The following is a 14586-nucleotide window of genomic DNA, read 5'->3' on the forward strand; positions in this document are numbered from 1 at the left end:
GGCACGGGGAGTCCAGCCATGGCGGTGATCAATCGAATCGCGGGTTTTGCAGAGGAAATGGCCGGCTGGCGCCACCACCTGCACAGGCATCCCGAACTGTGCCTCGCGTGCCATGAGACAGCCGCCTTTGTCGTGGACCGCCTGCGCGCCTTCGGCATCACCGACATCCACACGGGCATCGCCACCAGCGGCGTGGTCGCGGTGATCGAGGGGCAAGGCGACGGCCCGGTGACCGGCCTGCGCGCCGATATGGACGCGCTGCCGATGCAGGAGGAAACTGGCGCGGACTGGGCCAGCACGGTGCCGGGGCGGATGCACGCCTGCGGCCATGACGGACATACCTCGATGCTGCTGGGGGCGGCGAAATACCTGTCGGAGACGCGCTGTTTCACCGGCCGCGTGGTGCTGATCTTTCAACCGGCAGAGGAAACCATCGGCGGCGGGCGGATCATGGTCGAAGAGGGGATCATGGACCGCTTTGGCATCCAAGAGGTCTACGCTCTGCACACCGATCCCTTTGGCGCATTGGGAGAGTTCCGCACCACGCCGGGACCGATCATGGCGGCGGCGGATGAGTTCCGCCTGACCGTCAAGGGGCAGGGCGGCCACGCCGCCTATCCGCAGACCTGCCGGGACCCGATGCCCGCCGCCCTTGCCATCGGGCAAGCGTTGCAAACAGTCGTGTCACGCAACACCGATCCGCTGGCGGCGCTGGTGGTGTCGCTGACGATGATCCAAGGCGGCAGCGCCTCCAACATCATCCCCGAGGCGGTCACGATGGGCGGCACCGTGCGCAGCCTGACACCCGAGGTGCGCGACATGGCGCAGGCCCGCATCACCGACATCGTGACCAGCATCGCAGCGGGCTATGGCGTGGAGGGTATCCTTGACTATGAACGCAACTACCCGCCCACCATCAACCACGCTAAGCAGACCCGATTTGCCGCCGACATCGCGCGCGAAGTGTCACCGCTTGTGATCGACGATCTGCCGCCGGAAATGGGGGCCGAGGATTTCTCCTACATGCTGGAGTCGCGCCCGGGCGCGTTTCTGTTCCTTGGTCAGGGGCACGGGCCGTCCGTCCACCACCCGGCCTTTGATTTCAACGACGCGGCGGCCCCCATCGGGGCCAGCTTTTTTGCGCGTCTGATCGAGCAGCGTCACGCTCTTTGACGGGACCCGGGGTTTCCGTTCTCTGAAAATACGCGCATTCCCGTCACAACAGGCGATCCCGCTTGGCTCTTTTCAATACCGGCGCAAGCAGGCAATCTGCCTCACAAAGGAGTCCCCCCATGCCCATCGTCAATTCCATCGCCGCGTCGGAACCTCAGATGACGGAATGGCGTCGCTATCTGCATCAACACCCGGAACTGGGACTGGATTGCTACAAGACGGCGGAGTTTGTGGTCGAACGGCTCAAGGAATTTGGCATCACGGACATTCACACGGGCATCGCGCGCACCGGCGTTGTGGCCATCATCGAAGGGCGCGGTCCGGGCCGGACGATCGGCCTGCGCGCGGATATGGACGCGCTGCCGATGCAGGATCTGTCGGGCACCGAACACGCCTCGACCATTCCCGGCATGGCGCATACCTGCGGCCATGACGGTCACACCACCATGCTGCTGGGGGCGGCGAAATATCTGGCCGAGACGCGGAATTTCGCGGGCAAGGTCGCGCTGATCTTTCAACCGGCAGAGGAAAACGAGGGCGGCGGGCGCATCATGGTCGAAGAGGGCATGATGGACCGGTTCGGCATCGACGAGGTGTATGGCATCCACAACATGCCCGGCGGCAAGGTTGGTCATTTGCACACCAACCGTGGCGCGCTGCTGGCGGGGGTGGACGAATTCATGATCGAGATCACCGGGCAGGGTGGGCATGGCGCGATGCCGTTCCAGACCCGCGATCCGGTGGTGACGGCGGCCTCTATGGTGCAGGCGCTTCAGACCATCGTCAGCCGCAATGTCGACGCGCTGGACCGGCTGGTGGTCAGCGTGACGCAGATTCACACCGGGTCCGCCATGAACATCGTGCCGGAAACGGCCATGCTGAACGGCACCGTGCGCTATTTCGACAAGGACATTCAGGCCGTCGTCAAGGAGCGCATGGCCGAGATCGTCGAACATCAGGCCAAGAGCTTTGGCATGACGGCAACGCTGGACTACGTCGAAGGGTATCCGCCGACGATCAACCATCCCGCGCAGGCGGAATTCGCGGCGGAGGTCGCGCGGGAATTGGTGGGGGCCGACGCGGTGGATATCGACGCACCGCCCATCATGCCGGGAGAGGATTTTTCCTATATGCTGGAGGCGCGACCCGGGGCTTATCTTTTCCTTGGGCAGGGCGACACGCCGGTCTGCCATCATCCGAAATACGATTTCAACGACACGATAGCGCCGGTCGGCGCGAGCTTTTTCGCGCGGCTGGTCGAAAAGGCCCTGCCGCTCTGATCCGTGCCGGGCGGCCCTTTGCGGCGTCGCCCACCCACCCACCCCGACACCGCAAAGGGCCGCCCGCCATGAGCCTTGAAGACGCCAAGCGCCAGATCGACCACGCCTTTACCCGCGAAGACCTCAAGGGGCCGTCGTTCGAGAATGTCTTTGCCGGGGCGCCGTCGTTTTTGCGCCGGAAATACACCAAGGATCTGAGCGGGGTGGATATTGCCGTGACTGGCCTGCCGTTCGATCAGGCGGTCACCAACCGGCCCGGCACGCGGCTGGGTCCGCGCGCGATCCGCGAGGCGTCTTTGTTGCAGACGATGGATATGCCTTACGGCTGGGGCTTTGACGTTCTGTCGGAGTTCGCGATTGCGGATTATGGCGACATGGCATTCGACTACGCCATGCCGTCCGAGGTGCCCGCCCGCATCGCGGAACACGTGGGCGGTATTCTGGACGCAGGTGCGGCCTGCATCGTGCTGGGGGGCGATCATTCGGTCACGCACGGTTGTCTGCGCGCCCATGCCGCGAAACACGGGCCGCTCAGCGTGATCCAGTTCGACGCGCACACCGACACATGGGCCGATGACGACGCAGCGCGCGTGGATCACGGCACATTCATGTACAAAGCCGCAAAAGAGGGGCTGATCGAGCCTGAACGCTCTGTGCAGATCGGTATTCGGACCGACAACCCCGATACGCTGGGGTTCAACATCCTTGATGCGCGGCAGGTCCATGCCGAGGGACCAGAGCGCATTGCCGAGCGGGTGCATGAGATTGTCGGTCAGCATCCCTGTTACCTGACCTTTGACATAGACGCACTCGACCCGGCCTATGCGCCCGGCACCGGCACGCCGGTCTGGGGCGGGTTGACCAGCCATCAGGCGGCGGTGATCCTGCGCAGGCTGGCGGGGATCGACCTGAAAGGCGGCGATGTGGTCGAGGTGTCGCCGCCGTTTGACACCACCGGCGCGACGGCGGTGGCCGCGGCGCATGTGGGCATGGAACTGCTGTGCCTTTGGGGATGGACCCGCCGCGTGACAGGATGACCTGTGCGGCAGCGCGCAGGGATGTCGCGAAACCTTGGCTTTCAGAATCGCCCCTTGGCATGTCATGCCGGGGGTCAGCTTGAGCACCGTGAAAGAGACCCGCTTTGCGCATCGCATTTTTCCTTCTTCTTTTGATCGTTCTGGGCGGGATGGCCTGGATCCGGTTTGCGCCTTCTGACCCTGCCGACTGGCATGTCGATCCGCAGGTGACCGCGGATCAGGATCTGGCCGCCGGTGTGCGGCGGCGGATTCCGGCGGGCGCGACCAAATTCGACCGTCTTCACGCGATCATTCTTGAGACGCCGCGCACAGAGGTTCTGGCGGGCAGTTTGGGCGACGGGCAGGTGACCTATGTCACGCGGTCGAAATGGATGGGCTTTCCCGACTACACCACGGTGCGGGAAAACGACGACGTGCTGGAGCTTTGGGCGCGCTCACGCTTTGGGCAGTCGGACCTTGGGGTGAACAGGGCACGGGTCGAGGACTGGTTGCAACGTCTGGGCGGCGACGAAGGCTGAAGGGGCCGGGGCCCTGATGCCGGGGACGGCTTGACGGCCCCCGTGCTTTGGGCAATGCATCCCCATGATCCCGACAGACAGACTTCATCAGATCAAGGAACGGCTCGAATTCGTCGAGGCGCGCATGTCCACCGGCGATGGTGACATCGCGGCGCTGGGGCGTGAATACGCCGAGCTGAAACCCGTGGTGAGCCAGATCACCGAGTGGGAGCAACTGTGCACCGAGATCGCAGAGGCCGAGGCGATGCTGGACGACCCGGAGATGCGCGCGCTGGCTGAAGAGGAACTGCCGCAGTTGCAGGCGCGGCTGCCAGAGGCAGAGCGCGCGGTGCAACTGTCGCTCTTGCCGCGCGATGCGGCCGATGCGCGGCCCGCGATGCTGGAAATCCGTCCGGGGACGGGCGGCGATGAGGCGGCGCTGTTCGCCGGGGATCTGGCCCGCATGTATCAACGCTATGCCGAGGCCAAGGGCTGGCGCTGGGAAGTGATCGAGGAACAGCTGTCAGAACTGGGCGGCGTGCGGGAACTGGTGGTGCGGATCGCCGGGGACAACGTCTTTGCCCGGCTGAAATACGAAAGCGGCGTGCACCGCGTTCAGCGGGTGCCGGAAACGGAATCCGGTGGGCGCATCCATACCTCGGCGGCCACCGTCGCCGTGCTGCCAGAGGCGGAAGAGGTGGATATCCGTATTGATCCGAACGACATCCGCATCGACACCATGCGGTCCTCTGGCGCGGGCGGTCAGCACGTCAACACCACCGACTCGGCGGTCAGGATAACGCACCTGCCGACCGGCATCGTCGTCACCAGTTCCGAGAAATCGCAGCACCGCAACCGCGAGATCGCCATGCAGGTTCTGCGCGCGCGTCTGTTCGATCAGCAACGCCAGCAGGCGGATGCAACGCGCTCTGCCGACCGCAAGGCGCAGGTCGGCTCTGGCGACCGGTCAGAGCGCATCCGCACCTACAACTTTCCGCAGGGACGGCTGACCGATCACCGGATCGGGTTGACGCTGTACCGGCTGGAGCAGGTCATGGCGGGCGATCTGGATGAGATCATCGACGCGCTGACGGCGGAACATCAGGCCTCGCAACTGGCCGAGATAGGGGGCTGACCAAGATGTCCCGTGGGTCCGATCTGTTGTCACGCGCCACAGCCCGGCTGGCCGAGGCTGAGGTGCCTGATCCGGGGCGCGATGCGCGCCGGTTGATGGCGCATGTGCTCAAGGTGCCGCCGGGTCGCCTGACGCTGTTCCTGCCCGAACCCGTCGATCCCGATCTTGAAGTGGTCTACCTGACCATGATCGAACGGCGCGCCGAGCGTGTTCCGGTCAGCCACCTGATCGGGCGACGGGCGTTTTACGGGCGCGATTTCCTTGTCACACCAGAGGTTCTGGACCCGCGCCCCGAGACCGAAACCCTGATCGAGGTGGTCCTGACGGACCCCTTTGCCACGGTGCTGGACCTTGGCACCGGGTCGGGCTGTATCCTGCTGACGCTGCTGGCCGAACGGGAAGGCGCGGTGGGCGTAGGCACCGATGTCAGCACGTCGGCCCTGAACGTCGCCTACTGGAACCGAAATGCGCTGGACCTTCAGGCGCGGGCGGACCTGCGTGAGGGCAGTTGGTACGCGGCGTTGGACCCGGATGAGGATACCTTTGATCTGATCGTGTCCAATCCGCCCTATATCGCGGTGAACGAGATGCCTTTTCTGTCGCCCGAGGTGCGTGAATATGAACCGCGGCTGGCCCTGACCGACGAGGCCGACGGGCTGACCGCCTACCGGGCGATTCTCTCAGGCTTGAGCGCCCATCTGGCTCCGGGCGGGCGGCTGGTGGTCGAGATCGGCGCGAGTCAGGGAATGGCCGTTTCCAAGCTGTTTGCAGAGGCCGGATTGCGCGGTGTGCGTGTGATCCCCGACCTTGCCGGGCGCGACCGTGTGGTTCTGGGCACGCGTGGCCGTATTTAGCGACCTTTTCCTGCCGAAATCGCCGATTTTGTGGTATTTTGACTTGTCACATATCTGTCCATGTGCATATTCACTGTAGCTGCTCAGTCGAATGGCTCTCCTGCCGATCCTGTGCAACGACAAGCCAACATAAGGGTGACCCCAACGGATTGGCGCAGGATGCGCCCTTGCCCCGTCACCGAGCCGTATAAATAAGGCTGGAAATCAGAAAATATGCGTTCTTCCAAATCCCGCTCGCGGAACAAGAGCAACCGTAACCGGAACACCAACAATTTGGGCAATGTCGTCAACCGAGTGTTTGACAGCAGTGGCCCGGAGGGCAAGGTGCGCGGCACTCCGCAGCAGATCATTGACAAGTACAACCAGTTGGCGCGCGACGCGTCGCTGAGCAATGACCGTGTCGCTGCCGAAAACTTTCAACAGCACGCCGAACATTACATGCGGATGCTGAGCGAGGCGCAGCGCGAACAGGATACGCGGCGCGAACAGCAAGAGCGCGAGAACCGTGAGCGTCAGGCGCAGCGGGACCGTGAGCGGTCGCAGCGCGATGGGTCTACCGACCAACCGGACAGGCCCGAACGGTCTGAAAGGCCCGAGAAATCGGACCGGCCCGAACGGTCTGACCGTCAGGAACGGCCTGCTCGTCAGCCTCACGCACCCAAGCAAGAGACAGCCGCGCCGATGTCGGCGGATGTGCTGGACCTTGGGGCAGAGGACGATGGACCCGGTCTTGTCGATACCCCGGAATCGCGGGCCGAGACACAGCCCGCTGTGACCCCGGCAGAGCCCAAGCCCGCAGCGCGCAGAACCCGGGCCCCCAAGCCCGACGCCCCCAAGCCAGAGGCCCCTGCGGCTGATGCCCCTGCGACAGAGGCCCCTAAGACAGAGGCTCCTAAAGCAGACGCACCGCAGCCCGCAGCCGATGAGGCCGCAGCCCCTGCGGCAGAGGAAAAGCCCAAGAAACCGCGCGCACCGCGCAAACCCCGCAAAAAGCCCGAGCCTAAACCGGACGCGGGTGAGGCGGACACGCGGCCCGTCTCGGCAGAGCCGGGCGATACCCCGCCGCCGGACGCCGCCGAATAATTCAGGTGAAATAGATCAGGCTGAGGCAAGGCTGCGCGCCAGCGCGCAGAATTGCTCCAGCGGGACACGTTCGGCCCGTTCGGTCGGGGCGATCCCGGCCTCGGCCAGATGATCCTCGATCTGCGGCGACAGCCCTTTCAGGGCTGCGCGCAGCATCTTGCGCCGCTGGTTGAAGGCCGTGGCCACCACCCGTTCCAGAACCTTTGGATCCGCCTCGAACCTTGGGGCGGGCAGGGCGGTCAGGTGCACCACCGCAGAGCTGACCTTGGGGGGCGGGGTAAAGGCCCCCGGCGGCAGCGTCAGCGCAATCCGCGCGTCACAGCGCCATTGTGCCAGCAACGCCAGTCGACCGTAGGCCTTGGACCCCGGCTCTGCCACGATCCGTTCGGCCACTTCTTTCTGGAACATTAACGTCAGCGACTGCCACGCGGGCGGCCATTGCGGCGGCGTCAGCCAGCGCACCAGAAGCTCGGTGCCGACGTTGTAGGGCAGGTTGGCGCAGATCGCGTAGGGCGGCGTCAGATGCGCCTCTGCGTCGATGTCCAGCGCGTCGCCCTCAATGACCTCCAACCGGCCCGGATAGGCCTCTGCGATCTCTGCCAGCGCGGGCAGGCAGCGCGCGTCCTTTTCCACCGCCAGAACCTTGCGCGCGCCCTCGGCCAGCAGGCCGCGGGTCAGGCCGCCGGGACCGGGGCCGACCTCCAGCACGTCAGTCTGTGACAGGTCGCCCGCCACCCGTGCAATGCGGGCAGTCAGGTTGAGATCCAGCAGAAAGTTCTGTCCCAGCGATTTGCGGGCGGACAGTTGGTGACGCTTGATCACCTCGCTCAGCGGGGGAAGGTCGTCGATACGGCTCATGTGTTTCCGGTGGCCTCTTTCCGAGGTCTGGTGTTGGTCATGTCGCGCTCGCCAACCGCGCGGCCATACGCAGCGCGGCGAGCGTGGAACTGGGGTTGGCCACGCCTTTGCCCGCGATATCGAAAGCGGTGCCATGGTCGGGTGAGGTGCGGATGAAGGGCAGGCCAAGGGTCACGTTCACCCCCTCATCGAAATCCAGCGTCTTGATCGGGATCAGCGCCTGATCGTGATACATGCAGATCGCTGCGTCGTACCCGGCGCGGGCACGGTCGTGGAACATGGTGTCAGCGGGCAGCGGGCCGCGCAGGTCCATCCCCTCGGCGCGCAGACGGTCCAGCACCGGGGCGATCAGCGCGGCGTCCTCTGTCCCCATGCGACCGCCTTCGCCCGCGTGCGGGTTCAGGCCAGCGACCGCAAGGCGGGGGTGTGGAATTCCAAACTGGGTCACAAGCGCCGCGTGCGTGATGCGGATGCGCCGTTCCAGCAGGTCGGGCGTCAGCGCGGCGGGCACATCCTTCAGCGCGATGTGAATGGTCACAGGCACGACACGCAGCCGGTCAGAGGCCAACATCATCACCACCTCGTCCACCCCGGCCAGATGGGCCAGAAACTCGGTATGACCGGGGTAGGCAAAGCCCGCGCCCTCTGCCAACGCCTGTTTGTGGATCGGCAAGGTACACAGCGCCGAGGTCGCGCCGGACTGGACCAGCCGCACTCCTTCTTCGATGGCGGCGATGACACCGGGCGCGTGGGCAGCCTGCGGCTGTCCGGGGACGCGGGGGCCGGGCATGTCCAGCGGCCAGACCGGAAGGCCCTCCGCCATACCCACCGATGCTTGTGACGGGTCGTTCAGAACGATGTGCGGGACACGGCCCGGCAGATGCGCCGGGTCGCCGATCCAGAAGAACGGCAAGTCGCGGCCCAGATGTTGCCACGCCGACTCGGCCAGTTCCGGCCCGATCCCGGCAGGTTCTCCGCAGCTGACAGCGACCGGCGTCGCAGGGGTCATCGGTTGACGATGCGGGCGTCGGCGCGCAACTGCGCGAGATAACCATCGGCCAGCGTGGCCAGACGGCGGTTGCGCAACCCAATGGTGACCTCTGTCCGGTCCACGTCTTCGGTGATCTTGGACGACCGACCGCAGAGCATCAGAAAGACCAGTGTTTGACCGCCGGAACGGGTGAGGGCCGTCGACACTTCTCCCGGGTCCAGCTTGGACAGTTCCAGCGCGATGTCGGTGGGCAGGTCTTCGACCGGCAAAGTCCCGCGATCCAGAACCTCTTCGGGCTGCCCCTTGGCGACGCCGTAAAGATCGTCGCAGCGGTCCACGCTGCCCGCCAGCACGCGCGCGCGTGCCAGAGTCTCTGGCGACCGACCACCGGCCATGTAGTAGGCGGCATATTCGACGGCGCTGACCTCTTGCGGGGTAAAGCCGGTTTCCTCGATGTCGCGCAACTGGAACAGGGCCACGGCCCCGTCGAGCGGGATGGGCGCGGTCACTTCGCCCGGTGCCAGACCCAGCAGAAGCGGGCGCAGCGGCGGCGGCAGATCGTTCAGGTTTTGCCAGGGCAGGCGACCACCGGCGTCGCGGGTGGCGGTGGCGGAGTACTGCCGCGCCTGAGCGGAAAACGCGCCAAAGCTGTCGATCTGTGCAATGCGTTCTGCCCGTGCGCGCACGGCGGCCTCTTCACCCGGGGGCATCGGCATGATGATCTCTGACAGCAGAACGCGCACCGTGCTGGTGCCGCCCTGAACTGACAGGGCGCGGTCGATTTCATCCTCTGACACCGTGGCGCGACTGCCAAAGCGGGCCTGCACCAGTTGACGCCAGCTTAGACCGGCGGCCACGAAATCGCGGAAGGTTTGTTCGGCCACACCCTCGGCCCCGATAGCGGCGACAAACTGTTCGCGGTCCAGATTGGCGCGACCGGCAAATTCCCCCATGCCGTCCAGCACTTCTTGCTCTGTCGGGCGAATGCCATTGTCGCGGGCGGCCTGAATGCGCAGGCGGTCGTCAATCAACTGCTCGCGCGCGAGCGTGTCGAGATTGCCCGGCGCGCTGAGCACCTGCAACATGCGCTTGCGCTGCTCGATCTCGTAGTTGGTGATCACGCTGTCGTTCACCTGAATGGCGGGGGCAAAAAGGTTTTGCGCGGCCAGCGGCGCGGGGCTCAGGGTGATCGACAGGACCGCGAGGACCGGTGCAAGCAGGCGGGTCAGAATGAACATGTGCGGCGATACTCCTTGCCACTGGCGCCAGCGCCAAAGCCTCTTAGCGCGACGGTCAGATCGAAATCGGTGGAGGGTTCCAGGTTTGTAGCGGATGCGTAGTTCCGCGTTGCCTGAAAATCCACCTGAATACATTCGTTTCGGTATTGCAGGCCCAGACCGATACGGTCAAGCCGGTCATCGGCAAGGTCATAGCGTGCCTCGCCTGACGTGGCCCAGTTGCGGGTCAGTTGATAGCGGCCATCAAAGGTCCATTCGGACTGCCGCTGGGTGCGATCCTCGTCGGCGTCGGTGACCAGCAGCAGGTAAGATGCGCCCAGATCCATCCGTGTATTGGACCAGCCGGCGCGGGCCTCGGCCTTGGAAAACTTGGCATCGCTGTCCAGCAGGCCGCGCGCCGACAGCGTCAGGCCCAGCCGGTTGGCAAAGCGGCCTGCAATCAGCAGGTCGGACTGTGTCCCGTCCAGCCCGGAGGACAGTGAGAAATCGGCATCGGCGGTATCCCGCCAGACCTTGCCCAGCGTCAGTGCCGTGGACCAGCCACCGGGGGCCTGATGCAGCCAGCGCAGACCGGCGGCAAGGGTCGTGCCATGCTCGCGCCGGTCAGAGGCGGGAAAGCGCGACAGGGACAGCAGGTTGGCCTCATCGAATTCGACCCGGGTGCTTTCGTCGTTGGGATTTCGCAGACGGTCGCCCCCGACCCAGCCCAGCTGCACCACCGGTTCCAGCAAGGTACGTCCGCCGCGAACCCCCTGACGCTGCATGGGATAGCGGAACTCGACCGCCACGCCGGGTGCGGCGCGGCTGACCTCGGGGTCCGAAATCGCATCCTGTTCGGTCACATAACGATCGACCCAAAGATGCCCCGTCAGACCCGCACGCACCCCGCCCGCAAGGGTCCAGCGGTTACGCCAGCTGAATTCTGCATTGATCCGCGTGACGTCGCGCCCGTCGATTTCGGTATCGTCGTCTGGGCCATCGGTGTCGCGCGTGGACTGGCGCAGGTGGCCGTGAATCTCGGTTCCGAACCGGAACTCTCCGCCAATGCCGGGGAAGTATCGCCGTTCCCTGCGGTAGTCCGCGATAAAGCGTGGTTGCGTTGCGTTGTCTTCATAGTCGCGCAGCGACTGATAGTTCAGGACGCTGGTGTCCATAAAGCTGTCGGCGGTGACCCGCGTCAGCGACAGGTTGCTCTTGAGCCTGTCGACGTCGGTGATGTCGTAGTCGTACAGGTATGAATCGTCGCTGACGCCCTTGAGGTTGAAGCTGAACTTGTAGTCGCGCGCGACCTTGAATTCGCCAACCGCGAAAAGGTAGCCGCGCGGCCCGTCCGACATCAGCGTGTCAGAGGACAGCGCCCCCGTCAGCGTCAGGTTACCGGTGCGAAAGGCGCGGCGGTAACGGTATTCCAGCGTACGAGTCTTGGGCGACAGAAAGGGCGTCAGGGTGATGTCCTGATGGCGGCCGATCGGAAAGAAATACGGTGTCTTGACCCCGAAGCCCAGCAGGGTGCTGCTGGTGAAGCTTGGATAGAGAAAGCCCCGCGCGCGCTTGAGCGTGGGGTCAGGCAGGCGCAGGCGCGGAAAGTAGAACACCGGTACGTCAAGCACGCGGAACTGCGCATTGTCGAAGTACAACTGGCGTTCTTCCTGATCATGTACAACGCGCGAGGCGCGGATTTGCCAGAGCGGCACCTGTCGGTCGCCGCAGACAAGGCAGGAGGTGACGGCGACCTTGCGGAACTGTGTATAGCGGCCATTCACACGGCGCGCCTCGACCGAGGCAACCTGCAATTGTTGGTCCAGAACCAGCCGCGCGCCCGCCAGAAGACCGTTTTGCAACCCCTGATCCATCTCGGCGTAGGTGGCGAGCAGAATATTGCCTTGCTCGTCGATGATCCGGATCGGGCCGTCGATGAACAGTTGGTCTGTCGTCCCGTCATAGACGATCCGCCCGGCAGTCATGCGCAGACCATTGTGGAAGGCCTCGACGTTGCCAGTGGCAATCAGCCTTTCACCGCTCTCGACAAAGACGGCATCGGCCACAAGCATGGCAGGTACGGTGCCGGTCTCGGCCGTGTCTTGCGACTGGGCCGCTGTCCCCAGAACGCACAGCACCCAAAGGAGCCGGACAAGACGGTAAAACACGCGGGTCATCCGTCCTCCATATGCAGAACCAACCCCATTGCAAGAAGAACCGAGGCCACCGGCGGCACCCATGCCGCCACAAGCGGTGCCAACTGGCCATTGTCCCCCATGATCTGTGCGAAGTTTCGCACGTAATACAGGCCAAAGCCAAGCAGGACCGCAGACAGAATGGCGATCCCGGTGCGGCCAAGGCGCGTGGGCCGCATGGTGAAGGCCGCGCCGATCAGGGTCATCGCCATCAGAAAGAGCGGCCGGGACAGTTCCATATGCAACCAGACTACATAGCGACGTGCCGAAAATCCGGAGGTTTCGAGGCCCTCGATAAAGGCGGGCAAATCCCAGATCGCCACCGCCGAAGGCGTGCCAAACCGGTCTCGGATGCTGTCCTGCGTGAGGTTGGAGGGCAGGCGCAGGGTCTCATGTTCTTTTGCGCCGGTTTCCGGGTTCAGGCCCGGGGTCAGCGGCCATGCCTTGGCGGTAGTCAGCACCCAGAACCCGTCATCTAGCCGCGCGCTTTTGGCAAGAATGCGAGTCGCTGGCCCGCCTCCCGGCGCATAGGTGACGATGGACACCTCAAACAGTTCTGTCGCCTCGGCATTGGCGCGGGCGGCATGGATCACCGCCTGACCCTGATTGCCGCCTTGCCGCAGCCACAGCCCTTCGGGACCGATCGACAGCGCCGAGGCGCTGCCGCTTTCCAGGGTTTCGCGCAGTTCCGTATAGCGTTTGGACGTGGCAGAGACGATCGGATTCATCAAACCGACGACCAGCCCACCGATGACAAGCGACACGGTGACAGGTGCCATCAGCGTGGCCACGCCGGACCGTCCCGCCGCCCGCGCGGCCACCAGTTCCGACGACCGCGCCAGCCCAAGGAACAATCCCACGGTCGACAGGATCATCACCAGCGGCACGATTTCGTAGATGGCACCGGGCAGTTTCATCAAGGTGACCTGCACCACTTGCCCGAAACGCACGTCAGAGTCGAATCGCCGCATTTCCTCGATCAGGTCAAGCAGGCCCTGAAACAGGGCGAAGACCCCGAAAACGCTGAGAAAGATCCAAAGGAATCGGCGGGCAAAGTAGAAATGCAGGGTCACGCGGCGGCCTCCTGCGTGCGCGCCCGCGCGCGTCCGGGGCGGAACGGACGGGCGGCCACCCACAGCAATACGGTCGCCAAGACCAGCCCGACGATGCTGGGCAGATAGACCAAAGGCCACAGCCTGTCGTCGCCGCGCACCGGATCGGTCACGGCACTTTCCAGCACTTTGACAAAGACCAGCAGGCCGATGGCAAAGACAATCTGGCGGGTCACTCCGAACCGGGAGAACCCCCCGACCATCAGTGCCGAATAGCCAATCAGCGAGAAGGTCAGCGCCAGAAGTGGCAGTTGGAATCTCAGGTGGCCTTCTTCGATGGCCTCACCGGGGGTGTCCTTGGCCTCGGCCGCGGCGGCGGCGGGCTGGGTGATCAACTCCCACGTGGACATGTAATTCAGGCGTCGCTTGGTCGGCGCGGTCGAGGTCACAAGCCCCGAAACATCATAGATCAGTTCGCTGAAATTCGTCGTCGAAAGGCGGCGGGTGTTAAGATCCATGTTCTGCGCCATGCCGGTCAGCATCACCAGTTTGGGGCCTTCGTCGTCGCGCAACAGATAGGCGCGCTCGGAGGTATAGATCACGTCGCGCCCGACCGTGCGCCGGTCCGACAGCACCACGTCGCGCAATTCACCCTCTGCGGTGATGTCGCGGATGTAGAAGGTCACGCCGTCAATCGGATGCAGAAACGCGCCGTCGCGCAGCAGCCGCGCGCTGAGTGAGCCGGACAGCGCCTTTTCCCGGATGCGCAATTGTTCCAGCGATTTGGGCACCAAAAGATGCGTCAGCATCGACATCATCAGCGCCACCACGCACCCGAACAACAACACCGGACGGGCCAAGCGCCACGGGGAATACCCCGTTGCCTGCACCACTGTCAGTTCGCTGTCGCTGCTGAGCCGGTTGGTGACATAAACCGATGAGGCGAAGGCCGACAAGGGCAGCACAAAAGTAATCACCGCAGGCAGCGACAGGACGGTGAATTCCATCACCACGCCAACCGAATGGCCGTCCGAAATCAGACGGTCAAACAGCGCAACGGCCTTATTCACCCAATAGACCGACACAAGGACTAGGGCGAAGAAGCCGAACGCTACCATCAGTTGCGACAGGACATATCTGTCGAATCTTTGCAATCGCGTGGTCCCCCCAGACCAAAGCAGGTGGCGGCACCCTAATCCATCGTGTGGAATTGG

The 14586-nt window shown here is 64.3% G+C and carries 13 protein-coding genes; 7 read left to right on the top strand and 6 right to left on the bottom strand.

From position 1 onward, the window contains the following. Positions 1-18 precede the first annotated feature (18 nt). From VOI21_RS11570 to VOI21_RS11600, 7 genes are all read left to right on the top strand, one after another. Entirely contained in the window at positions 19-1173 is a 1155-nt protein-coding gene (locus tag VOI21_RS11570; protein WP_323770035.1) for a M20 aminoacylase family protein, read from the top strand. Between the two features lie 119 nt (positions 1174-1292). Further along, the gene (locus VOI21_RS11575; RefSeq protein WP_323770036.1) at positions 1293-2453 is read left to right on the top strand and encodes a M20 aminoacylase family protein; all 1161 of its coding nucleotides are present in this window, start codon (positions 1293-1295) and stop codon (positions 2451-2453) included. A 68-nt stretch (positions 2454-2521) separates the two neighbouring features. Next, positions 2522-3490 carry an agmatinase gene (gene speB / locus VOI21_RS11580; RefSeq protein WP_323770037.1) on the top strand — a complete coding sequence of 323 codons (969 nt, stop codon included), beginning with the start codon at positions 2522-2524 and terminating at the stop codon, positions 3488-3490. 104 nt (positions 3491-3594) lie between these two features. After that, positions 3595-4008 carry a DUF1499 domain-containing protein gene (locus tag VOI21_RS11585; RefSeq protein ID WP_323770038.1) on the top strand — a complete coding sequence of 138 codons (414 nt, stop codon included), beginning with the start codon at positions 3595-3597 and terminating at the stop codon, positions 4006-4008. 64 nt (positions 4009-4072) lie between these two features. Beyond that, positions 4073-5122 (top strand): peptide chain release factor 1, encoded by a 1050-nt coding sequence (gene prfA, locus VOI21_RS11590; RefSeq protein ID WP_323770039.1) that lies wholly within the window; start codon positions 4073-4075, stop codon positions 5120-5122. Positions 5123-5127: 5 nt separating this feature from the next. Continuing rightward, a complete protein-coding gene (gene prmC, locus VOI21_RS11595) occupies positions 5128-5976 on the top strand; it encodes a peptide chain release factor N(5)-glutamine methyltransferase (protein ID WP_323770040.1) in 849 nt (282 codons plus the stop codon). Between the two features lie 213 nt (positions 5977-6189). Beyond that, positions 6190-7059 (top strand): DUF4167 domain-containing protein, encoded by an 870-nt coding sequence (locus tag VOI21_RS11600; protein WP_323770041.1) that lies wholly within the window; start codon positions 6190-6192, stop codon positions 7057-7059. 15 nt (positions 7060-7074) lie between these two features. Here VOI21_RS11600 and rsmA read toward each other — a convergent pair whose 3' ends face one another. Genes rsmA through lptF form a run of 6 tightly spaced genes read right to left on the bottom strand, consistent with a single transcriptional unit; the run spans position 7075 to position 14526 of the window. Then, positions 7075-7917, bottom strand: a complete 843-nt coding sequence (gene rsmA / locus VOI21_RS11605; protein WP_323770042.1) for a 16S rRNA (adenine(1518)-N(6)/adenine(1519)-N(6))-dimethyltransferase RsmA — start codon at positions 7915-7917, stop codon at positions 7075-7077. A gap of 37 nt (positions 7918-7954) precedes the next feature. Then, positions 7955-8926 (bottom strand): 4-hydroxythreonine-4-phosphate dehydrogenase PdxA, encoded by a 972-nt coding sequence (gene pdxA, locus VOI21_RS11610; RefSeq protein WP_323770043.1) that lies wholly within the window; start codon positions 8924-8926, stop codon positions 7955-7957. Further along, on the bottom strand, positions 8923-10146 hold the full coding sequence (locus tag VOI21_RS11615; RefSeq protein WP_323770044.1) for a peptidylprolyl isomerase: 1224 nt from the start codon (positions 10144-10146) through the stop codon (positions 8923-8925). The genes pdxA and VOI21_RS11615 overlap by 4 nt, the downstream gene beginning before the upstream one ends. Then, positions 10134-12302, bottom strand: a complete 2169-nt coding sequence (locus VOI21_RS11620; RefSeq protein WP_323770045.1) for an LPS-assembly protein LptD — start codon at positions 12300-12302, stop codon at positions 10134-10136. The genes VOI21_RS11615 and VOI21_RS11620 overlap by 13 nt, the downstream gene beginning before the upstream one ends. Further along, entirely contained in the window at positions 12299-13393 is a 1095-nt protein-coding gene (gene lptG / locus VOI21_RS11625) for an LPS export ABC transporter permease LptG (protein ID WP_323770046.1), read from the bottom strand. The genes VOI21_RS11620 and lptG overlap by 4 nt, the downstream gene beginning before the upstream one ends. Further along, positions 13390-14526, bottom strand: coding sequence for an LPS export ABC transporter permease LptF (gene lptF, locus VOI21_RS11630; protein WP_323770047.1), 1137 nt, complete (start codon positions 14524-14526; stop codon positions 13390-13392). Before lptF ends, lptG begins: the two co-directional genes overlap by 4 nt. Positions 14527-14586 lie beyond the last annotated feature (60 nt).

This window comes from Antarctobacter sp. (assembly GCF_034670325.1).
In the GTDB taxonomy this organism is placed as follows: domain Bacteria; phylum Pseudomonadota; class Alphaproteobacteria; order Rhodobacterales; family Rhodobacteraceae; genus Antarctobacter.

Bases quoted from the DNA above. Each gene is read 5' to 3' on its own strand.
- prfA (WP_323770039.1), top strand. From the start codon at position 4,073: ATGATCCCGACAGACAGACTTCATCAGATCAAGGAACGGCTCGAATTC.
- VOI21_RS11575 (WP_323770036.1), top strand. From the start codon at position 1,293: ATGCCCATCGTCAATTCCATCGCCGCGTCGGAACCTCAGATGACGGAA.
- prmC (WP_323770040.1), top strand. From the start codon at position 5,128: ATGTCCCGTGGGTCCGATCTGTTGTCACGCGCCACAGCCCGGCTGGCC.
- VOI21_RS11600 (WP_323770041.1), top strand. From the start codon at position 6,190: ATGCGTTCTTCCAAATCCCGCTCGCGGAACAAGAGCAACCGTAACCGG.
- VOI21_RS11570 (WP_323770035.1), top strand. From the start codon at position 19: ATGGCGGTGATCAATCGAATCGCGGGTTTTGCAGAGGAAATGGCCGGC.
- pdxA (WP_323770043.1), bottom strand. From the start codon at position 8,926: ATGACCCCTGCGACGCCGGTCGCTGTCAGCTGCGGAGAACCTGCCGGG.
- rsmA (WP_323770042.1), bottom strand. From the start codon at position 7,917: ATGAGCCGTATCGACGACCTTCCCCCGCTGAGCGAGGTGATCAAGCGT.
- speB (WP_323770037.1), top strand. From the start codon at position 2,522: ATGAGCCTTGAAGACGCCAAGCGCCAGATCGACCACGCCTTTACCCGC.
- VOI21_RS11615 (WP_323770044.1), bottom strand. From the start codon at position 10,146: ATGTTCATTCTGACCCGCCTGCTTGCACCGGTCCTCGCGGTCCTGTCG.
- VOI21_RS11620 (WP_323770045.1), bottom strand. From the start codon at position 12,302: ATGACCCGCGTGTTTTACCGTCTTGTCCGGCTCCTTTGGGTGCTGTGC.